We start from the raw sequence: 22,875 nt of genomic DNA, 5'->3' as shown, positions 1-22,875 counted from the left end.
TTTAATCCTCCATATGGTCTGTTGTCTCGTCTTCAAACAGCCATGTACGTGCAAAGTTCATACGCTCTCCCGGTTCCAGTTTAATCTTACAGAAAACCTCTGTGCTGATCACATGTTCCACCGCCCACAGTGAAAAACGGTCGGGAAGGAAATGGCATATCTCCCTAACGCTGGCCGGAGTAGCCTCATGGCTTAACTTCCAGCTGTATTCAGAGAGGGTTCTGATCCCCTTTCCCCTTGTGATTTTATGGTAAGTTTTCCCGCCCATACTGCTTTTCCAGAAAAGAGAATTCCCCTCAACATATAGCATGGAATCCGCCGGCTGATCCGGCACGCCCCTGTCGTCCAAGGTTTTAATATCCCATTCTCCACATTCCAGCTCGCCGTCAAAAGGTAAATTCAGGCGGTATCCGGGACCTGCAGGCAGGCCGTCAATGGCGGTAAAATTATGTTGGAACTCTGCCAGGTTCAGGGTTTCCGTTCCCTTATTTTCAATTGTTGTGGACACAGTGACTGTATTATTATAAAGAGAAACCACTTTTTGAATCTCTGCAGCGATTCCCATACATTCTCTTGGAATTTCCTTAAATATAATTTTATTTCCTCTGATCTCATAAGACTTATCGAAAAGACTGACTTCGTACTTTTTCCATTTATCAAAACGGCAGCCATCTTCAATCTGTTTAAAAATTCCCACTCCTAATTTAGGGAATTCCTCCCCTTTCTTTATTCCGCATGCCAGCTCATTCCAGATAAATTCAGAACACAGGCCGAATCCGTATGTCGTGACCCGCTTTTCATCCAATTGTTCCGGTACACAGAATGTATGCCTGCCGTTTAACGTCACCTGTTCAATCATTCCACAGGAATCAAAGCGCTGGCTTATGGGGTCACATCCCGGCAGACGAAATACAACTTCCAGATTATTATTTTTTAAAACAATTTTATTTTCCACCATTGGTCTCCCCTCAATCGTTTTGCAGGCTGCGGTTATAGATAATACAGCAATTTCCATGGTAATGCATGCGTATATCGGGATTACCCGACTTTTCCGTGAATATTGTCTCCCCGGGCGGGTCACCCAAGATCTTTCCGTCTGCTGCCTCTTCGCATGCCGCAGCCAGGTTTTTCACCACATTGGCGCGGTGAGCGCGGTTTAGATGGCCGGCATACATGACCACATCTTCTCCTGCGATGGACAGAAACCGGCGGAGCATCCCTGCGTAATCTTTCAGCCCTTGTCTGTCCAGCTGTTTGATATGAACATCGGAATTAATGGCATCTCCAACGAAAGCAATTCCCTCTTTTCTGCATAAATAAGCCAGATGGCCTTTTGAATGCCCCGGAGTGGCAATGGGTTCGATCTCAATTCCACCACCCAAATCAAAGATGTCCCCTTCGTTCACATCTTTAAATACGCTGTCCTCATTGATCAGCATATGCTCCCTGCAATACTCCATAACCTCCCGGTTATAGAGGCTGAAAGCATTTAAATCGCTTAAACGCCGTTCAGTCAGCACCGCCCGTGGAATCATCTCTAAATCCAAAGGATTTAAATATGCCTCATCAAAGAGCTTTGATGCGCCTATATGGTCAATCGCTCCATGAGTGCACAGGCAGATCATCTTCTTATCTGTTCCTGCAAAAGATTCAATATAAGTTCTCAGATCCTTTGTCATTCCTAGTCCGCTGTCTATAACAGCTGTAATGGTTTCTCCTATAATCACACCGATCGTAAACCGATGGACCATGGAATAATTTTCTGTCACCACATAAACACAATCAGATACCCTTTCATGGCTGTAAAAGTTGATTTTATTCATCCTTTTCTGCCTCCTGACGGCTCCCCTTTATTTTTTCCCTGTTGTAAACAATGCAGGTATTATTCCGGAAATGCATTCGTATATCAGGGTTATTATTCCTGTCTTTAAAAATAGTTTCTCCCGGCGGGTCTTGCTCCAGGCTGCGTCCCTGGATCAGATCTTCGGCCGCATCCACCAGGTTTGCGGCAATCTTCATATCCATCGTAAGCGGCAGATGGGCCGGATAAACTGCTGCATCCGGTGAAACCAGGCTGATGAAGCGTTTCATATATGTCTGATACTTGATGAGCCCATCCCTGTCCAGCTTTTTTAAATGCACATCCGTATTAACGGAATCCCCGGAAAACACGTATTTTTCCTCCTCATTATAAAAAGCCATGGACCCGTTTGAATGTCCCGGAATCCAGATAGCCCGGATTTTTACGCCTCCTAAATCAAACTGATCTCCATCCTTAATATCCAGGCACTTTACATCATGATTGTCAAGGATATGGCTGGTACAATAATTCTGAACTTCTTCATTTCTAAGAGCAAAATCCTTTAAATCTTCAAGTCTTTGCTCTATATTCAGGGCAAAGTCATTTCTGGACGGATAGTCCAGCCAGCTCACATATGCTTCATCAAATGTTTTAGCGCTTCCCATGTGGTCCGGGTGATTGTGGGTGGCCGCACAGATCATGGGCTTATCAGTTCCTATAATGCTCTCGATATACGGCCTCAGCCCGCTTCCCGCTCCTAAACCGGCGTCGATTACCAATATTTTTTCATCTCCCATTATCACCCCGATGGTAAAGCGGTGAACCATGGAATATCCTTCCGTGACCAGGATCAAACGGTCCGACACGCGTTCATAGCTGTAGAAATTTAAATCCTCACTCACCTGTCCGCCCCCTTTTTAAACGCTTTTCTCATTATAAGAAATTACGCCAAGCCCTTTTATGAATTTAAAACGGTTTAGCCTGCCTTTTGCATCCAGCTCTTCATAATCGCAGTCTTCACTGTTCTCCACGATTTTACTGCAGACATCCAGCATATTCTGAACTACCGAATTATCGATATCCACGATAAAATGTCCGGGAAAGAGTGTATCGAATTCATCCGTTCTCTTAACCAGTTTCTCCAGTTCCCGCTTAAATGCTGTGACTGTGGCAAATTCACCGTATGGCATATCCGGTTTAGGGCCGCTTAAACCAACTCTCATGCTGATAAATGCATCTCCGCAGAAGAGTATCCTGTTTTGTTTATCCAAATATCCGGTATGCCCCGCATGATGGCCGGGAAGCAGAATGAGTTCCACCTCATAGCCATCTCCCAAATCAAAAATGTGATTATTTTCGCAGGCAGCAATCTCATATTCCTTATATGCAACGATATCATTTTTGTCAAAATCCAGCCAGATTCCATTTCCGTTTTCATCGGTCAGATAATCCCAAAGGTGAGGCGTTTGCTCTTTGCGCAGATATGGTTCCGTAAACTTATGGCAGTAAACCTTATCGAATTGGCAGTTTCCATAAGAATGGTCAAATGAAGAATGGGTATTTACCACAATTAACGGCATACCTCCTGTTATTTCATCCACCAGCCCTTTTAAATCTCCAATTCCAAAACTGGTATCAATCAGCATAGCCTTTTGTGGGCCGATGATCAGATACATCCACGGCGCTCCCATGCCGTCGGCGCTCTCCGTCAAAATACCATATACGTTGTCCCGGAATCGGTATACCTCTGCATAAGGATCGATCTCATATTCCCGTTTTGTCTTGTTATAAAGCCTTAATTCCTTCATCCACGCTTTGCTTAACGGTTCGATTGGCTCCCGTTCTATTAAAACTTTTGATTTCAACTCCATACCCTCTTTCTTAATAAGATATCTCGTATTCCCGGCAGGCAAATTCGTACATCAGCGCATCTAAACCGGAATCCACACCTTCATGCCCTTTCGCATCCTCAGCCAATTCCATGTAACCGTAATTGTCGCCGGCGGACGGCCAATAGGGCAGCCCCTCTCCATTGGGATCTCCGTTTTTCATGAAATTTACCCAGTAGGAACAGAGCATATCGGCAATCCGGTAATCCACTTCTCTCCAGGGTCTCGTAGGCGGAACCCCTTCTCTCATGGATGCAAATGTATACCATAATTCAGACGAATGCCATGCAAGCAAACGCATAGGATCTCGCCTTGTTCCATAGTCTTCAGGCCGTACCGGTTCCAGATGGGTCCAAAAATATGTATAAACATTATCTTCAGGATGATGTTCCCGGATAAAACGGCCGAACAGCCGGTGCATCATCACACTCTTACTGAGCCCGGTTTTTCCTCTGCCGCAAAGACCCAAAGTGGCCAGTTTTCTCGCTGTAAACCAGGCATTTTCATCCGTTACCTTTATCAGGTTTGAAAAATCGTATTTATCATACAGATCACCAAGCAGATTCTTGAAATGGCAGTAAAAATCATCCGCATTCTCAATTTTATTTTTCGCTTCAAATCCCAAATTGGATGAATTTCCATAATGGGAGATAAAATACAGAGAATCTTCCCTGGCGTTAAATACATTGCCTTCTCCCAGATTGGTTCCACCCAGAAAATCCACATTGGATGCAAACCGCTCCAGATTTTCCCTTATTGTGGGATATGGAAGATAAAGCCCGTCACAGCACATATCTCCAGGCAGCTGGTTTCTTTCCACGTCATTACTGAAAAGCCGGTTTGCATCAATTTTTCTAAGCTCTTCCAAAGAAAGATCAGGATCGATTCCAATTCGTTCCAAATACTCCCGGCCATGATCCTCCGCTTCTCTTAACGGAGCATATTTCATAAACCATAAAAACCAGCTTTGGCAGATAACCCGCCTCACACGTCCTTTCGACATGGGCGAACCGGCAATTGCCATGGCCCGGTGGCTTCCTCCTGACTGTCCGCCCACCGTAATATTATTGGGATCTCCACCAAATGCTTTAATATTGTTATAAACCCAGTCCAAAGCTTTAATCTGATCCATCAGACCGTAATTGCCGCTCTGTCCCTGTTCATCGGTCAGTTGGGGAAGGGAAAAATAACCGAATAAATTCAGCCGCTGACCTACCTGCACCACGATGGCGCCTTTTTTCGCCATCTCTTCCGGATTAAATTCCACTTCATAAGAATATCCGTTGGTCAGCCCTCCTCCGTGATACCACATATATACCGGACGGTTTTCTCCCGCTTCCCGGGCTCCCGTACAGATATTGATATACAGACAGTCTTCACTCATCTCAGGATATGGTACATAATAATAGTCTTCATCTGAGATCAAAGATCCTTCAATATTGTCATATTTTAATTTTTGAATACACATAGGGCCGTAAGTATCCATCACCCTTACACCGTCCCAAGATTTTGGATCCGCCGGAGGCGCCCAACGCAGGTCACCTACCGGAGGAGCAGCATAAGGAATTCCTCTGAATTCAGTTATACCTTCATATTTTCCTTTTAATTCAATCCCCTTCATGCTTCCGCAGGTCGTTTTTACAATTCCAATACCCATTAATTTATTCTCCTTATCTTTTACGAACGTTCTCTGGATTTCCGTCTGCTTTCCTCCCAATAAGGGCAGGCTACAAAATGCCCCTCTTCCACCTCTTTTAATTCCGGTGTCTTCCGGCTGCACTCCTCACACGCCATCCAGCATCTCGGGGCAAAACGGCATCCCGGCTTTGGATTTAACGGGCTTGGAACGTCTCCTTTTAACACGATGCGGTCCATCTTACCGTCAAACTCGATTTTAGGCACTGCGGAAAGAAGTGCGATGGAATACGGATGATAAGTATTTTCAAAAATGGTATCCGTTGGCGCAAGTTCTACAATCTGCCCCAAATACATAACCGCCACCCGGTTTGAGATATGGCGCACAACGCTTAAATCATGGGATACAAACAGATAGGTCAGGCCCATTTTCTTCTGTATATTCATCAAAAGGTTAATGATCGTGGCCTGTACGGAAACATCCAAGGCAGATACGGGTTCGTCGCAGACGATAAATTTAGGATTTAAGGCCAGCGCTCTGGCGATTCCCACCATCTGACGTTTGCCTCCATCCAGTTCGTGAGGAAACTTTTCCAGCACATAGGGCTCCAGACCTACCATATCCGCCATTTCTTCCACACGTTTTTCCAGCTCTTCTCCCTTAGCCATCCGGTGTATCTGAAGAGGGGATTTCAAAATAGCTCTCACCGTCTGACGCGGATTTAAAGAAGAATACGGATCTTGGAATACCATCTGCATCTGCGAACGGAGCTCATGTCTGCGGCCTTTACCCGCCGTTACAAGATCTGTTCCGTCATAAACGATCTTTCCCTCAGTGGCTTCCGTAAGCTGCATCAGCACATTGCCCACCGTACTTTTACCACAGCCGCTTTCTCCAACCAGACCTAACGTCTCATTTTCATAGATATTGAGAGAAATATCGTCTACTGCGTGCAGCTCTCCCTTTCCCGGAATTTCAAAATATTTCTTTAAATGCTCAATCTGCAGCAACGGTTGTGTGCTTTGGCTCACGCTCATGTTCTTCTCTCCTCTCCCAGCATGCCACATAATGATCTTCATTCAGCTTTACAAGTGCCGGAATCCGGCTCTGACATTGTCCGGTGCAGTGCTTGCAGCGCGGATGAAATGCGCATCCCTCTGGCATTCTCTGTGCATTGACCACAGCTCCGGGAATAGAAACCAGCTCTTCTCTCGGACCTTCCAGTTTCGGAATCGCATTTAAAAGCCCAATGGTGTACCAATGGGTTGGATGGCTGAACACCTCCTTCACCGTTCCGTACTCCACAATGGTTCCACCGTACATGATGGCCACTTTCTGACAAAGCTCTGAGATAATTCCCAGATTATGTGTAATCATCAGCAGCGAGGTATTATATTCCTTCTGCAGATTTTTCATCAGTTCCAGAATCTGTGCCTGAATGGTTACATCCAGAGCAGTGGTTGGTTCGTCGCAGATCAGCAGTTCCGGCGAACAGGCCAAGGCCGCGGCAATTCCCACCCTCTGCCTCATTCCTCCCGAAAACTGATGCGGATAATCACTCATGCGGTAATCCGGAATTCCCACCAGGCGCATCAGATTGGCGGCTTCCTTATGCAGTTCCTGCTTTTTTAAGTTTTTATGTTTTTCCAGCACCATCTCTATCTGGTGCCCTACGGTAAATACCGGGTTTAGGGAGCTGAGCGGATTTTGGAACACCATAGCGATCTTGCTGCCGCGGATACTTTCCAATTTTTTCTCTTTCATATGTACCACGGATTCTCCGCAGAATGTGATATCTCCCTTTGTAATATATCCGATCTTATCGGGAAGCAGATTCAGAATTGACAATGCTGTGGTCGTTTTTCCGGCTCCGCTTTCGCCCACCAAACCGATGGCTTCACCTTTATTAATCGTGAAGTTTAAGCCGTTCACTGCCTTTGCCACAGTGCCTCCTGAGCGGTATTCCACGTATAAATCCGAAATTTTCAGTAATTCTTCCATACAGATTCCTACTTTCTTTTATCGATAAAGCCAAAGGTTAATCTTTGTTTTTCGGGTCAAATATATCCCTGATTCCATCTCCGAGGAAGTTAAAAGACAGCACCGTAAGCATCAGCGCAATCCCAGGCACCACCACGATCCACGGAGCGGTTCCTATATACTCCCTTCCGTCGGATAACATGGTTCCCCAGGCAGGTGTGGGAAGGGGAACGCCCATTCCCAGATAGCTCATGCTGGCTTCAATCAAAATCACGGTTCCAAGATTCTGCGTAGCATTAATTATCACCTGCGTCAGCACGTTTGGAAATACTTCTTTAGACATAATTCTCACATCGCTGGCTCCTAAAAGCTTTGCAGCATTAACATAGTCGGAAGTCCGGATTGTTAAAACAACACCGCGGACCACACGGGACATGGTAAGCCAGTTTGTAAGCGTCAACACCAGAATTAAGTTTGTATAACTGCTTCCCATAACCGCCACCACGCAGACTGCCAGCAAAAGAGAAGGCGTCGCCATCATGATATCGCAGAACCGCATGATCAGCGTGTCCACAGTGCCTCCATAATAGCCTGCCAGCAGACCCAGGATAATTCCTGATAAGGAACTGAGAATAACCACAGAAAACGAGATAAAAAGCGAAACGCGTCCACCCATCAAAACTCTTGTCAAAACATCACGTCCCAATGGGTCTGTCCCGAATATGTGACCGCCCAAACCGTTGCTCAACCATTCCGGCGGAGTCAGCCTGGCGGCCAGATTGGCTGCCGTCGCATCATATCTTACAAACCAGGGAGACAGGGCACAGAGTAAAAGAATAGTAAGCACACCGGCTCCCCCAAGAATAAAGTACTTATTTTTCGACATTTTTCTAAGAAGGCTTTTTCTGTCCATCGCAACCTCCCCTAATTAAATGATACACGTTTGTCTATAAACGTATATAAGATATCCACCACCAGGTTACAGGCTACAAATATAAATGCTGAGATCAGCAGCGACGACTGAACCAGCTGGAAATCCCTGGCCTTAATCGCGGTAATGGTAAGCTGTCCCAACCCCGGCCAGCCAAATATGGATTCAATGACCATGGACCCGCAGAGCATTGATCCAACCTGCGCTCCTATGACGGTAATAACCGGAAGCAGTGCATTTTTAAATGCATAAATTGTGTTTACCTTCATTCTGCTGATTCCTCTCGCTCTTGTAGCCGTAATGTAATCCTCCTGAAGAACATCCACCATACCGGAACGCATCAAACGCGTGGCAAGGGAGGAAAACTGAAATGCAAGGCACAGAGCAGGCATAATCATATATTTAATTCCGCCCGATCCCTGCGTCGGAAGCCACCGCAGCATAACGCCAAATACCAATATCAGTAAAAGTCCCAGCCATACCGGAGACAGCGACTGCCCCAGCAAAGCCCAAAAGATTGCGAATATATCGATTCCCGATCCTTTCTTCACTCCCGCTATAACCCCCAAAGGAATGGAGATCAGTAACGAAAATATCATGGCGACCACAGTCAGTTTTGCAGTATACGGCAGGCGGCCCGCAATCAGTTCCGCCACTGTTTTTTTATAATTGTAGGAATATCCCAGATCGCCTTTCATAATTCCCTTCATATATGTAACATACTGCACCACATAGGGCTGATCCAATCCCATCCGTTCCCTTTGAGCCTCTACCTCTTCTGCTGTTGCGGTATCCGGCAGGCAAAGCCTCGCCGGATCACCGCCCCCAAGTCTCACGAGGAAGAAGGACATAATACTGACACCGATTAATACCACGATGGTGGAAATGATTCGTTTTATAACTTTCTTAGCCATAAGATCCTCTCCCCTGCCCTGTTTAGTTTTTCTTCATAAATCTCATATCAATGGTATTATCACCGTAAATTGTCAAATTGCTGATTCCGCCGTCTGTAGCAACACATCCCGGAATCTGATACAGGTAGATGTTAGGCGCAAAATTATCCATGACAATCTGATATATAGCTTTAGCATTTTCAACTCGCTTACCGATATCAACCAGAGCCTGTCCTTCTTTTCCCAATTCCATCATCTTGTCATCAGTAAATCCTGTGGCAAATCTGTCTGTAGCATTAATTTCAATTGCGGATACAAAGAACTCACTGTTAGTCATTGTGTTAACACCCAGGCAAATGTCATAATTACCTGCTGCACGGCGCTCATTATAAGTCGCTGCTTCCAGCGTTTCTATCATCACATTTAAGCCGGCTTCTGCCGCCATAGACTGAATGGCCTGTGCCACTTCGGCTCCCCGGAGCACTTCTCCCGTATTGACAATCATAGAAAGTTCTGAACCGTCATAACCGGATGACGCTACAAGTTCTTTTGCCTTATCCATGTCGTATTCATAGCCCTGATCCTCATATACGGACTGGTCATCCGCTGCCGGCCATTTTGCGATTTTACCGCCTCCAAGAATACTGTCGACAATCATCTGCCTGTCGATACTCAATGAAAGCGCCTCTCTCAGCTTCGCATCATTAAATACTTTTCCTTCCCCGCTTCCGATTCCAAGAAATGTGAACGTATAAGCGACATATTGGTTAATGGAAAAACCTTCCTGTGCTAACAGATCGATATTATCTGAAGGCACATTTTCACAGATTTCCAACTCTCCTGCCCTCAAACTGGAGATACGGGTAGTATCTTCCGCCACGTACTTATAACTGATCTGGTCCACATTACTCTTATTTGCGTCATCCCATCCCCACCAGTCATCATTGCGTTCCATGGTCACCTCATTGTTAATGGAATCAAATGAGATTACCTTAAACGGACCGCTTGCAACCGGTTTTTCAAAGAATCCCGACGGATTTTCTTCATATGCTTTACCGTTTATAATCGGTACAAAGCAGACTTCCGAATAAAAAATCGGCATGGGATTTTTGAAATTAAACTGACAGGTATAATCATCTGTCACATCTACGGATTCAAGGTATTTTCCCCATTTAGATCCGTTTGTCAGCGTATCATCTGTAATGATTCTCTCAAATGTGGTTTTCACATCGGATGCCTTCAATTCCTCGCCGTTTTGAAATTTGACTCCTGATTTTAATTTTACAGATGCCGTTAAGTTATCATCAGAAAAGGCAATATCTTCGGCCAGCCAATTGGTATAATTTCCTGCGTGATCCGATATCAGCAACGCATCTCCCCATAATAAACTGAGAGAGATTTGCTCAATTCCAAACCCGGCATACCGGTCTAAAGATGCCAGTGGCTGATTATTCGATACTCTTACCACTACAGGTCCTTCCTCTGCTGATGCCGCATTACCCTTTGCTTCTGTTTCAGTTCCTGCCGAAGTTTTTCCTTCTCCATTAGAAGTTCCTGATGATGAACATGCCGTTAAAGATGATGCAAGCATGCCTGCACACAAAAAAATTGCCAAACCCTTTTTTAATAACCCCTTTTTCCACATATTATTTTCCCCTTTACTTGTAAAATGATTTCAGCTTTCATGAATGCTTTTTTGTTAACCGCTTACACCTCGAAGTATAAATTTTGAATCCTCTTCCGTCAATTTTTCGTTTTTTCGGAATTAACATATTTTGCTGTTTTTGAACAAAAAATGTTAACTTCTCTCACTTTTGTTAATCCAATTATGCAATTCGCCCTCATTTCCCTTGACGCAAACATTTATTTTGGTTAAAATATTCAAAGACTATTTACATTTTCAGGGGGGATTTTTGTGAACTACACATTTGAACCAATTAAACAATTTAAGTTTAAAAGCAACTTTGTGAAAATTCTTTTGGCTATGATCACTCTATGTGTTGTGCTTAGTACTCTTTTTGTCTATTATATCGCACACATTATTTCAGAAAAAACTCTGGAATATTCTGCCCAGTCCGCCCAATCCTATGCCAATGTCATTCTCGATAATACGGATAACTATATAGTCAGCCTCCATCAGTCACTGACACAGCTCTCTTATTCCAGAAACGTTTTTCAGACCTCCCTGTCTAAAGAAGTCAAAGATTCCAATAATAATCTGGTAACTTCAGAATTGGCTCTAACCGCCAATAATAATTTGCTCATTCAGCAGGCCATCCTGTACATCCCTCTGCAGAATAATATTCTTACCTCTTCTTATAAGACATACACCTTTGAAAACAGCCCATATTCCGCCATGATTTCAGATTATGAAAGGCAAACGGTAATGGCAAAGACCATTGAAGACAGCAGTAAGGTGAGTTCTGCATTTTTATACGGCAACAATCTGATTCTGGCCAGAGATTTCCCCTTAAACGGGCCCAAAAAACTGGCTACACTCTTCTACTTTGTGGATATGGACGAGCTTTTCCGCCGCACCACACAAGAAGCTTCCGGCAATGGCTCCATATTTGTTTATGACAGTTTCCATGCCCCGGTTTTTTCTTCTAAAACAAATTATCCTCAGGAAATTACGGCCAAATTTCTGGATGATTTTTTAGTCACAAAAAACGGCTATTTCTCTTTAGATGGGTCTGCCTATTTTATCTCGTCTTCTAAGATCACGAACTGGAAGATACTGTATAAATTGGACGAACTATCTTTAAGTCCGTCTGACCAGGCCATATTCTTATCTTTGGCCCCTATTATTCTGATTGTAACGGTAACTGCTTGTATCTTTTCATTTTTCCTGACCGCCGTTATCTACGCTCCGATCCAGAAGCTTTTCAGCAGCATACAGATGCCGAAAGGCTCATCAGCTCAGGATGATACGGTCTATAAAAACGAATTCGACCTCATCTCCCATTCCTTTCACCAGCTATCGGACCGACAGTCGGAATTGGACGCAATGATAAGCAATGTATCAGGCAGCATTATAACAAAATTATTTATGGATTTACTTCGTGGAACCCAATTTGAAAATTCAGAAGTGGAACAGATTTTAAAAGAATCAAAAAGCGAATTTCGGATCAATGCCTTTTATGTTGTATGTGTCCTTTCCCTAAATGACAGGCAGGATATCAGCGAACTTCCGCCTTCCATTATCGGAGAACTCTGTGAGTTGATATCGGATTACTGTCAGAAACACGATTCCATTTACCATATGGCGGTCATGGACCACAACCGTCTGGCCATTGTTTTTGCGTTTAACAGGGATGATTCCGTCATCAAACTGTTAAAAGGGCTCACCGATCTGGAACCCATTGTCGGCGCTTTCTCAAAAAAATACCGCCTGCCTTTTCAGTTCAATGCCGGACATATGTATACCTCAATCCTGGACATCGGTTTCTCTTACAAGGAGGCGCTGGCTGCTATTCAGTCGGAAAGTAAAACGGCGGTGCAAAGCAGCAGTGAACACCAGCCTGAAAAAGATCATCGTAAACTGATACCATACAGGGCAATACAGGTTTTGGAGCTTGTACAAAAAGACGATGTTGGTAGCGCAGTTAAACTGTCCAACCGCACAATTGATGAAATCGGAAAATCGGGAGGAACGGTTTATGACAACTATAAACTGTATATTAATTCCATTCAGGACGGAATCTCAAAAATAGACTATATCAATCTGAGCGCCTTTTCAAACGACCTCCTGCCGCAGTTCAAATCGCTGGAGGCTATGGATGAGGAAACTTTGAAATTCACCATGATGGATTCCTGCGAAACCATCATTCAGCAGCTTGGAAAAATGCTGAAACGAAAAAATAATCCTTATATTATCTCCTGTCAAAATTACATTCACGAACATTATAAGGACTACGACTTATCACAGAACACTGCCGCGGAAGCTATCGGAGTCAAATCCACCTACCTGAGCAAGCTTTTCAAAGAAAGTCTGGGCGTTAATTTCACTGATTATCTGAATCAGTACCGGATTCAAAAAAGCCTTACACTGCTGACAGAAACAAGCGAACCCTTAAACGACATAGCTATGCAGTCAGGATATAACTCCGTTCAGAATTATATCCGGGTTTTCAAAAAATATATGAATATGACCCCGGGACAGTATAGGAAGGAACAGTCCATCACCCCCGTTTCCGATCCATCACCTTATAGAACGCCGCCTCAGCCACCGCGCTGAGAAGCGTTGCCGCCATCTGGATATGAGCCATAAAAATGAACGTGACAGTCAAACACACGCATTTTGTGTTCGGCTGTCACGTTCACTTTTATAACGAGCAGGAAGCCCGGCGAAATATGCTATTTTTCCTCCTTTAATAGCCTTTCCCTTTTCAAAACACCCCTATCCTCAAAAAACCGGATATCTAATTCTTCCAAATGCACATCAGTCTCATGAGCCACCGCCCTTTTTACTTCCTCTTCCAATGTCATATATACATTTTCCTGTGTTTTAGGGAACATAGGAGGATTGTTTTCACGGTAAAAAAAGCTCTTAAACTCCTCGAGTTCTATAAAATGTCCATCTTTAACATAGCCATCCAGTCCATACCTTGTCTCATATGCAAGCAGCTGCTCTTTTAACCGTTTCTTTATTTTCAAAATTTGTTCTTTTTGATTCTGATACAATAAATTAGTTGTCTCATCAGGGTCTTTTTCCATATCAAATAGTTCTTCATGACCTCCGCCATAATAATAAGTATATTTATATTGCCTATTCCTCAAACTGATCCACCGTAATTTTCCATGACTATGTTCTACATACTGTATGGTTCTGTCTTTCCATCCATTATTTATAAAAATAGACTCTCCCGGCAAAAGCTCTGGTTTTGGATAATCCACTCCGGCTATGTCGAGTACTGTTGGAAGGATATCATTTAAATCTACAAATCTTCTGTCCTGGCTGCCAGCAGCTAATTTCTTTGGATAACGTATGAGAAATGGAATTCGTGCTGAAACATCATACGGCAGCATTTTCTGAAATGTCCCATAGTCTCCTAGCACCTCGCCATGGTCACTGGTAAAAATAATTAAAGTATTATCGTATTCACCCAAATCTTTTAACTGCTGAATAATTTTCCCAATATTGTAATCCACAAATGAAATGGAGGCGTAATACAATTCTCTTGCCCGTTGTAAATAACTCTCATTCGGATAATCTGCAATGTATTTCTTCCACTCAGCCAATTCTGAAATCGGTGTTTTCGACTCTTTCAAGGGTGGAAAGGTCTTTCCTTTATATAAATCTGCCCATTCTTCCGGAACATCAAACGGGGGATGCGGGGCAATAAAACTGCTCCACATGAAGAATGGCCTGTTTCCCCCATTTTCTTTCAAATGATGGATGCTTCTTTCCGCTACCCATGCACTTCCATGATGTTTCTCATCAACCAAGGAACGCTGTGGAAGCATATACAACAGATGTCTTACCCCATGCAGGCTCTGTAAATCATCATAACCTTGCGCCTTCAGATACATTGCATATTCATCATCTTCCAAATTTCTTGGTATTTCCTCCATTAGTTCCATTTTGGTGAATCCATTATTTCTTCGGCATGGCTGGAAATGCATTTTTCCAATGGCAATCGTATCATAGCCATTATCAGACAATAATTGAGGCATGGTTGGAAGATCATATGGCATAACTTTGGGATCATCTTCAAAATAATTATCATCAAATCCATGGTATTTTGCACTAAGTCCCGTAATGATATTATGTCTTGCAGCCATACACACCGGATTACTGGAATAAGCATTTGGATAACAGCATCCTTCCGACACTAATTGATCCAAATTCGGAGTTACCATAAAATCATATCCCATCCCATGAATGGTATCATATCTTTGCTGATCAGTTGTGATTAATAAAATATTGGGGCGTTTCATATTTCATTCCTTCCTTGAATAGCTGGATTATTCCGCTCTTTTCAAAATCCTTTTTGCCGTCTCTTTTGCATCTGCTAAGATCTTCTCTTCATCCAGGGTTTTTATTACCCGGTCTTCCATTAAAATCTCACCATTTACCATTGTCATTACCACATCACCAGCCTGCCCCGCATAAACAACAGCGTCATAAACTTCCGTAAGAGGAGTAAAATGTGGTTCTTTTGCAGATAATATGATGATATCCGCATTCATTCCAGCTTCTATACGTCCGCTTTTTTCTATTCCCAACGCTTTATAACCATTTTCTATGGCAATACGAAGAATCTCTTCTGCTGAAACAATCGTTGGATCACAATGGATTCCCTTTGCAATTAAAGCCGCTATATTAGCTTCCTTAAACAGATTCAAGTTATTATTGCTTGCTGCTCCATCTGTACCAAGGCACACGTTAACTCCGGAATTCATAAGTTTATAAATATCCGCTATTCCGCTTCCGAGCTTTAAATTACTTACCGGGCAATGTGCAACACTTACGTTTCGCTGTTTCAACACTTCAATATCGGCTTCTTCTAAATATACGCCATGTGCTGCAATTGCCGGGACACGAAATACACCCAGTTCATCTAACTTTTTAATCGGTGTCATGTGATATTTTTCCTGACATTCCTCTATTTCCGTTTTTGTTTCTGATACATGGATTTGAATTCGCAACCCGGCTTCCAGCGCAAATTCTGCAGTCTCGCAAATAGTTTTTTCCGGTACTGCATATAAAGAGTGTAACAGGAGCCCTTCTTTTACTTTCCCATTACTTTTCTCTTCGATTTCCTCACTATGCTCCAAAATTCGCTTTTTATCAATTACTCCGGCCAGGCCCTGATCTTTGCCATAGTTCCCCGCTATCAAAGCTTTTAGACCGGATTCAGCAGTTAATTCCCCCAAAGTATCCGCCCATGCGTACATTTCTGCAAAAGCTGCTGTTCCGCTTTTAATCATTTCAATATATGCCAATTTAGCGCAGCTTTCAATATCCTTTTGGGTTACATACTGCTGAAGCGGGCGTATTTTTTTAAACATCCAGGTCTGTAATGGTAATCCTCCTGCAAAGTTACGAAACATTGTCATCGGCGAATGACAATGTGCATTTACTAATCCAGGCATAATAATGCCGCCCTTTGCATCAATCACCTTATCCGGTATAAATCCCACCATGCACTCGCGGCCTGTCGATACGATTTTTTCATTATCAATACATAAAACGCCGTCTTCAATTATTTCGTTTTTATTATTGAGTGTAAGAATGGTCCCGTGCTTAATTTCTATTTTCATTTTTAAACCGTCTTTCTGCGTTCAATCATTAAAAACCCAAATTCGTTTCTTTTCTCCAGCTTACCAAAGACTGATGCATTTTCTTTTCCAGAAGAGCTGCCTCCTCTGTTCCAGCAATATTGAGAGATTCTTCCGGGTCTTTTTCTAAATCAAACAAAAGATATATCTGCTGTTCTTTATTAAATACCGCCTTTATGGAATCCTCCAATATCATTGTCTCTCCAAAAATCTGGGAAACAACTCTTTTTTTACCTGCATTCCCCTGCATCAGCGGAACCAATGAGCGCGCATGTCCAATTTCGCCATCCAGGCCAATTAATTCACAAAGGGTTGGGCCCAAATCCATCAATTCTATCGGGGTATTAATCTTCTTTCCTTGGCGTTCCGGATCCCATATAAGCATAGGTACGCGAACAGAAGTCTCGAAAAAAGTCTCCTTAAAAATAAGACCATAATCTCCGTTTTCTTCACCATGGTCCGCAGTAAATACCACCACAGTATTCTTTAACATATCCCTGCGCCTTAAACATTCCAAGATCCTTCCAATTTGCTCATCAATCAGCGTAATATGGCCATAATAGCTGCGCCGTATCGCTATCACATCTTCTTTCGTCATATTATGGATATCCTCTGTAAGGCTGGGATCATACGTTCCATTCAGAATTTCATCATAAACCCCTCTGGGACGATTGGGATTTATAGACTTTGGCGGTAAAAGCGGCAATGGCGGTATTATATTATCGTACAGTCTTGTATATTCCTCCGGAGTATCCCATGGATCATGGGGGCCGCCAAAGCTAACGGTACAAAACCACGGTTCTTCCGACACCTTTTCCAAGTATTCCAATGCCCGGTCAGCTATGTATACATCTGCATAGTCCTTCGTAGGCAGCGGTGTGGGACTGCTGTCATATACCGGCCCCGTTTCGTATCTCCTTCTCATATCTTCCTGGTAACATTCCAGCAGACCCTTTTCACTTAGGTAGTCATAATAGTCCGAACGCATCATTCCGTAAGTGCGGGGCCCCGGCAGCTCATTGACAATATCATATCCATACCCCTTAGTCTGCATTTCCAGATCCCGAAGGTCATCCACAAACTTATGCAGATGTATCTTACCAAAAACAGACGTCTGATAACCATACTCCTGAATTCTTTGCATCCAGGTAACCGATTCCGGAGTTAGCCCAACACTGTAATTATCCATTGTATTTAACTCTTCCGGATAAAGGCCAGTGGCCAGTGAACCGCGCGCCGGCAGGCACAACGGGCAGGCAGTGTAGCAGCTGGTAAACTGCTGCGCGTCCTTCGCAAGATAATCCAACACCGGTGTTTTGGCACACGAACCAAGACATCCCAAAGCATGATATGCAAACTGGTCTGCCATAAGAAACAATATATTTTTTTTCATTTTCCACCTCAATCGCGATTTCCTGCAAGGCTCTTATTCATAACCTTTGTTCCTGCCAGCATCACTACAATCAATATAATTAAAAAGATACAAATCGGACGTGTCACAAAGATTGAAACATCGCCATTAGACATTATCAAAGCTTTTCTAAAGTTGACCTCAATCGTAGGTCCCAAAATAAATCCCAGAATAAACGGAATCATTGGTACGTTCAGTTCAGAAAGTAAATATGCTGAGATTCCGACAATAACCGTAATGATCACATCAAACCAGGAAGCTTTTCCACAATACGCTCCGGCCAGACATATAACAAAGAGGACCGTAATAAGCGCCGGTTCCGGAACACGTGAGATATGAACAAACCATCTGGCAGACACTTTTACCACAAAATACATCAATATATTGGTCAAAATAAAACCGATCATTATTGCATACATAGTAACAGCATTATTACGAAACAGAAATGGGCCCGGGGCCAATCCATGCATCATAAAAGCGCCAAGTAAAGTAGCCGCGCCTCCGCTTCCCGGGATTCCTAATGTCAGAAGCGGAATCAAGGAAGTACCGGTAACCGCATTATTGGCCGCCTCCGGTGCCGCTACTCCCTCAAGCACTCCCGTCCCCAAAAGGCTGCGCTTTTTAGAACATACTTTTTCTATATTATAGCTAATAAAAGCTGCAATCGCTGCTCCGGCAGCCGGAATCGCACCGATTATAGAACCCACAGCTGTACCGCGCAAAATTGCCCCGCTGCAGTCTTTATAATCCTTCATGGTCAGCTTTTCTTTGCTCAGTTCAATCATTTGCCCGTTCTCATTGCCGTTTCTTCGCTTTTCAAAACCTTTAAAAATTCTGTTCAGTGCAAATACGCCAAGTATAATCGGTGTCAGGTTTAAACCGGAATATAATTGAAGATTATCAAATGTAAACCGTTGTACGCCGCTCTGCACATCCATACCGATCATAGACAACAATACACCCAGAAGACCGGCTGCAACTCCTATAAGCATGTTTCCTTCATTAAGACCGGCAATAACGGATATTCCCAGAATTCCCAAAACAAAATATTCCGGCGGGGTAAACAATAACGTCCATTCTGCAATAACAGGCGCCAACGCAAGCAGTAAAAATGCACTGATCAGGCCGCCTATGCAGGATGCAAATGCAGCCATACATACTGCCTTATAGCTCTCGCCTTTCAATGCTAATTTATACCCATCCTTTACTGTAGCAGCCGCTTCCGGAGCCCCGGGCGTTCCAATCAGAATCGCCGTTATGGAACCGCCGAAACAGCCGCCGCAAAAGCAGCTGAACAACATGATAATACCACCGGATGCTTCCAGCGAGAATGTAAATGGCAGAATTATGGCAATTGCCATGACACCGGTAAAACCAGGGATCGCACCAAATAACATTCCTATAACATTTCCAAGCAGCATACAAAATATAGTCTGAAAACTTAACACCAACGGCAACGCCGCAACAATTTCTGCCATCGTTCTTCCTCCCTTAAAACCGGATATTCATAACAGATTTCATCAATACCAGTAATATGATTCCAGTTACAGCAACTGCCCCATAATATTTCCAGTCTTTTATTTTCATAAGCACCAAAAAGATCATGGCGCAGACTACGCCTGAAAGAATAATATTAATAAATGCTGACGCTATGACGGTCAGAAGTGCCAGCACCATAGCTATATATACTAAAATCCGGTCTTTAAAATTAACTTCTTTATATTTCCCCTTTTGAACTCCTGTTATCAGTAATAAAAGCTGCACAACACTGAGAACCGCCATAACAGCGCATACAAACTGCGGAAAGGCCCTGGGCCCAATATCCACAGGAGACTGTACCTCTTCAATGCAATATGGTATGGCAATCCATATGATTACTGCAATCGAAAGCATGATTGCTGACGACACTGCCGTTACATTAATTTTCCTCATATTATTCAACCTTCTCCTCTTTACTTACTCCAGTGTAAAGTTCTTATCCGCCATCTCTGTATATGCTTTCAGATAGCTGTTTATCTCTTCTGTCTTCATTCCCGTAGGAGCAAATCCGATTTTTTTACATTCTTCTTTAAACTCAGGATTTTCGTAAACAGCCGTAAAGGCATTTTGCAGTTTTTCTATCACTTTCTCATCTGTACCTTTTCTTATAGAATAGTAAGTAAATCCTTGGTAGTCGATTTCAATACCTTGTTCTTTTGCGCATGGAACACCTTGCGCATACACATCATCATCTTTATAGGTCTCTTTCCCAAACCACAAAATAGGAACAATATCTCCATTCGCTACATAATCAGCTGCATCTGTAAAAGAGGAAAGTGTAACATCCACAGTTCCGGCCATAAGGTTTCCCATACCCTCTGAAGTGCTGTTTTGGCTAATGGTATCCGACTGAACCCCCATAGCATCCAGCAGACTTTTCTGGACAACATACAAAGACGTTCCGGCGCCTCCACTGCCAAAAAGAACCCTGTTGTCCGCGCCATAAGTTTTTAAATCGTCAATATTGTTAATTCCTGATTTCGAAGGACATGCAAACAGGCAAAAATCTATTATGTTATGGTCGATAATCGGCATATATTCATCAATACTATATTGAACAGAGGATATCATGGGGGTAACCGTCATAAGCCATCCGTCTGTCAAAAGTATGGTCGATGTATTGGCCGGCTCTTTCAGATATTCTGTAGTTCCCAATTGTCCGCCGGCGCCGGCTGTATTCTCAACAATTACATTAACTCCCAGCTCCTTTGAAAGATACTGTACAGTTGTACGAACCTGTACATCTAACGCTCCGCCTGTTTTAAACGGCACCTGAATTCTTAAATCACCATCCGGATAATTCACATCACTATTCTCATTCGTTACCTGTTTCGTATTTTTTTGTGATCCGCCACTCGAACAAGCGGCCAATGCAAGTGCCATACCTCCTGCCAAAATTAATAATGCTGTTTTCTTCATATTCATAGTTTCCTCCTTTTTCTTGCCACCGTATATTCATTTTTCAGGCAAATTATGATATACTGGTAAAAAGTTTTTGCTTTCTATTAAGCGTCTGGACTAATTATATCAGATTTAAAAACATTGTTTTGTGACAAATGTCTGATCACTCTATGTTTTCACTAAAAATCAAGGAGGTTTTTATGAACTTATCAGATGCTATCATCAAATATCCTTGGTTAAATGAACTCTTACACGAACTCTCTCCGGAAATGAAAGACAGCATAATAATCAGATCTTATGCCCCGCAAGATATCATTATGGAGCACTGTGAAAAACACTATTATACTTACATCTTATTAGAAGGAGTATGCAGTTCTTCCCAAACAACACAAAACGGCACCCAATTCACACTTCGTAAAGCTACTATTGGCGATGTAATCGGCTTTATGAATGTATATCCGGACACCATGAATTTCGAAGCCAGCATTTCCGCCCGTACCAAAGTTGTAGCTGCGCTTCTTCCGAAGCCTCTAATGCAATCATGTTTCGGAACATATCATGATTTTTCTGTAAATATGTCAAAGAGGGTTGTCAATCGTCTCCAGTCTTTACTCACTCTGGTTTCTGAATGTAACAATTCCCCCTCTTATATTGGCCTTGTGATATATTTAGAGTACAACTATCTATTCTATTTAAAATCCTATCCGGAAAACTTTGAAGGGCCGGTAAAGATCCGGGAAAGCCGGCAAAATATTTCTAATTTTTTAGGTGTTAATGTACGAAGTATCCAGCGCTTTCTTGCAAAAATGAAAGAAGAACAATTAATCAGCATTAGCTCCCACAGCATTTATATTAATAAAGTTCAATACGAGGCCCTGCAAAAAATTCACATTAGCTGGCTTCCGGAATAAAAATCTTAACAAAAAAGTGTTACTTTAAAATATGCTTTAAAGTAACACTTTATAGGGTTTATTCTTATTTCATTCATTTCCCGGATCGCTGAGCAGTACATCTATAGCCGTGTTTCCATTTTCTCCACTCATTGTTAACTTAAATTACAGATTCTCCTGATAAAACACAGCAAGCTTTTCCACCGCCCTTTCCACAGGCCCCGGCTGATCATACAGATCGTAATGACTTACCCCTTCTAATACCAAAAGATCCTTCTTCTGCGAACCTGCGCGTTCATATAATTCCAAACCGTCCCGATAGGAACCAAATGCGCCCTGCTTGTCCCCCACAATGATTTGCAGCGGCTGCGTAAGCAGCACTTCAGCCAAATGGAATGCATCAAAACTCAGCATTGCGCTCATGCTGGAAAACAACAGTTTATTAGGAGAACCCGGATGTTGGCCTCTGGCTGTGGTATAATAGTCCACCGCTTCTACAATGTCAATATCGTTTATTCCCGCCGCTTCCCGTTCTTCCTGATTATGAGGAATCCAGTTCACGATCATTTTTTCCGCACCGCGCACTTCTGCTGTACGCTGTTTTCCCGCATTCTCCATCACTTGAACAATATCGCCGCAGCTTTCCCGCTGTACACGTCCAATATTAGCTCCCACCACTGTACCTACCGCCTTAATACGGTGATCGCTCATGGCAGCGTTGACAGCATAGCCGCCTCCTGCGCACACGCCAAGCACGCCGATCCTGTTTTCATCTACAAAGTTAAGCGTGGTCAGATAGTCCACTGCACAGTGAATATCCTCTACACGCTGCGCGGGAAACTCTGCAAATCTTGGCTCTCCTTCGCTTTCTCCTTGACAGGATGCGTCAAATACAATCGTCACATAGCCTTTTTCAGCCATTTTTCCGGCATAAATACCAGCCGTCTGCTCTTTACAGCTGCTGCCGGGATGTACACAGACAATCGCAGGGTTCTTTTTTTCCTCCGCCTGTTCCGGCACATTCAAGACAGCGGCAACCTTATGTCCGCCAACAGGAATCCAAACTGCTTTTTGAGTTACTTTCATCAGAAAACCTCCTTTAAAGTTACTTGCGTGTATTATTACTCTTGTGTATAATAATATTAAACTATGATTTTCTGATTATCAATTACCAGATTCAGAAATCCATGTAGTAATACTCATTTTTCAAAATGTGTGTA

19 protein-coding genes are annotated in these 22,875 nt (G+C 43.1%); 2 read left to right on the top strand and 17 right to left on the bottom strand.

Features of this window, described 5'->3' with window-relative positions; genetic code table 11:
• Position 1: 1 nt before the first annotated feature.
• The 10 genes from C0033_RS19290 to C0033_RS19245 all read right to left on the bottom strand — a co-directional run bounded on the left by C0033_RS19290 (position 2) and on the right by C0033_RS19245 (position 10,745).
• Complete coding sequence (locus C0033_RS19290) at positions 2–958, bottom strand: hypothetical protein (protein ID WP_103229533.1); 957 nt, start codon at positions 956–958, stop codon at positions 2–4.
• Positions 959–968: 10 nt separating this feature from the next.
• Positions 969–1,823 (bottom strand): MBL fold metallo-hydrolase, encoded by an 855-nt coding sequence (locus C0033_RS19285; RefSeq protein ID WP_103229532.1) that lies wholly within the window; start codon positions 1,821–1,823, stop codon positions 969–971.
• A complete protein-coding gene (locus C0033_RS19280) occupies positions 1,816–2,703 on the bottom strand; it encodes an MBL fold metallo-hydrolase (protein WP_103229531.1) in 888 nt (295 codons plus the stop codon). The genes C0033_RS19285 and C0033_RS19280 overlap by 8 nt, the downstream gene beginning before the upstream one ends.
• A 15-nt stretch (positions 2,704–2,718) precedes the next feature.
• Positions 2,719–3,672, bottom strand: coding sequence for an MBL fold metallo-hydrolase (locus tag C0033_RS19275; protein ID WP_242984553.1), 954 nt, complete (start codon positions 3,670–3,672; stop codon positions 2,719–2,721).
• A gap of 10 nt (positions 3,673–3,682) precedes the next feature.
• Entirely contained in the window at positions 3,683–5,347 is a 1,665-nt protein-coding gene (locus C0033_RS19270; protein ID WP_103229530.1) for a carboxylesterase family protein, read from the bottom strand.
• Between the two features lie 20 nt (positions 5,348–5,367).
• The gene (locus C0033_RS19265; protein WP_103229529.1) at positions 5,368–6,363 is read right to left on the bottom strand and encodes an oligopeptide/dipeptide ABC transporter ATP-binding protein; all 996 of its coding nucleotides are present in this window, start codon (positions 6,361–6,363) and stop codon (positions 5,368–5,370) included.
• Positions 6,323–7,270 (bottom strand): ABC transporter ATP-binding protein, encoded by a 948-nt coding sequence (locus C0033_RS19260; protein ID WP_242984552.1) that lies wholly within the window; start codon positions 7,268–7,270, stop codon positions 6,323–6,325. Before C0033_RS19260 ends, C0033_RS19265 begins: the two co-directional genes overlap by 41 nt.
• A gap of 94 nt (positions 7,271–7,364) precedes the next feature.
• On the bottom strand, positions 7,365–8,219 hold the full coding sequence (locus tag C0033_RS19255; protein ID WP_103229527.1) for an ABC transporter permease: 855 nt from the start codon (positions 8,217–8,219) through the stop codon (positions 7,365–7,367).
• 11 nt (positions 8,220–8,230) lie between these two features.
• Positions 8,231–9,151, bottom strand: coding sequence for an ABC transporter permease (locus C0033_RS19250; protein ID WP_103229526.1), 921 nt, complete (start codon positions 9,149–9,151; stop codon positions 8,231–8,233).
• Positions 9,152–9,173: 22 nt separating this feature from the next.
• Positions 9,174–10,745 carry an ABC transporter substrate-binding protein gene (locus tag C0033_RS19245; RefSeq protein ID WP_180994818.1) on the bottom strand — a complete coding sequence of 524 codons (1,572 nt, stop codon included), beginning with the start codon at positions 10,743–10,745 and terminating at the stop codon, positions 9,174–9,176.
• 300 nt (positions 10,746–11,045) lie between these two features.
• On the opposite strand from C0033_RS19245, the gene C0033_RS19240 reads away from it, so the two are divergent.
• Positions 11,046–13,367 carry a helix-turn-helix domain-containing protein gene (locus tag C0033_RS19240; protein WP_103229524.1) on the top strand — a complete coding sequence of 774 codons (2,322 nt, stop codon included), beginning with the start codon at positions 11,046–11,048 and terminating at the stop codon, positions 13,365–13,367.
• 119 nt (positions 13,368–13,486) lie between these two features.
• Here the strand turns inward: C0033_RS19240 and C0033_RS19235 are convergent, their stop codons facing one another.
• From C0033_RS19235 to C0033_RS19210, 6 genes are read right to left on the bottom strand one after another with little or no spacing between them, the layout of a single operon-like run.
• Positions 13,487–15,070, bottom strand: a complete 1,584-nt coding sequence (locus C0033_RS19235; protein ID WP_103229523.1) for a sulfatase-like hydrolase/transferase — start codon at positions 15,068–15,070, stop codon at positions 13,487–13,489.
• A gap of 27 nt (positions 15,071–15,097) precedes the next feature.
• On the bottom strand, positions 15,098–16,396 hold the full coding sequence (locus C0033_RS19230) for an amidohydrolase (protein WP_103229522.1): 1,299 nt from the start codon (positions 16,394–16,396) through the stop codon (positions 15,098–15,100).
• A 28-nt stretch (positions 16,397–16,424) separates the two neighbouring features.
• Positions 16,425–17,807, bottom strand: a complete 1,383-nt coding sequence (locus tag C0033_RS19225; protein WP_103229521.1) for a sulfatase-like hydrolase/transferase — start codon at positions 17,805–17,807, stop codon at positions 16,425–16,427.
• An 8-nt stretch (positions 17,808–17,815) separates the two neighbouring features.
• Positions 17,816–19,303, bottom strand: coding sequence for a tripartite tricarboxylate transporter permease (locus C0033_RS19220; protein WP_103229520.1), 1,488 nt, complete (start codon positions 19,301–19,303; stop codon positions 17,816–17,818).
• A gap of 13 nt (positions 19,304–19,316) precedes the next feature.
• Positions 19,317–19,757 (bottom strand): hypothetical protein, encoded by a 441-nt coding sequence (locus C0033_RS19215; RefSeq protein WP_103229519.1) that lies wholly within the window; start codon positions 19,755–19,757, stop codon positions 19,317–19,319.
• Between the two features lie 24 nt (positions 19,758–19,781).
• Complete coding sequence (locus C0033_RS19210) at positions 19,782–20,789, bottom strand: tripartite tricarboxylate transporter substrate binding protein (protein ID WP_103229518.1); 1,008 nt, start codon at positions 20,787–20,789, stop codon at positions 19,782–19,784.
• A gap of 176 nt (positions 20,790–20,965) precedes the next feature.
• On the opposite strand from C0033_RS19210, the gene C0033_RS19205 reads away from it, so the two are divergent.
• Positions 20,966–21,676, top strand: coding sequence for a cyclic nucleotide-binding domain-containing protein (locus C0033_RS19205; protein ID WP_103229517.1), 711 nt, complete (start codon positions 20,966–20,968; stop codon positions 21,674–21,676).
• A 144-nt stretch (positions 21,677–21,820) separates the two neighbouring features.
• Here C0033_RS19205 and C0033_RS19200 read toward each other — a convergent pair whose 3' ends face one another.
• Positions 21,821–22,741, bottom strand: coding sequence for an alpha/beta hydrolase (locus C0033_RS19200; protein ID WP_103229516.1), 921 nt, complete (start codon positions 22,739–22,741; stop codon positions 21,821–21,823).
• Positions 22,742–22,875 lie beyond the last annotated feature (134 nt).

This window comes from Clostridium sp. chh4-2, assembly GCF_002899675.1.
GTDB lineage: Bacteria > Bacillota > Clostridia > Lachnospirales > Lachnospiraceae > CHH4-2.
This window is presented reverse-complemented; position numbering and strand designations above follow the sequence as displayed.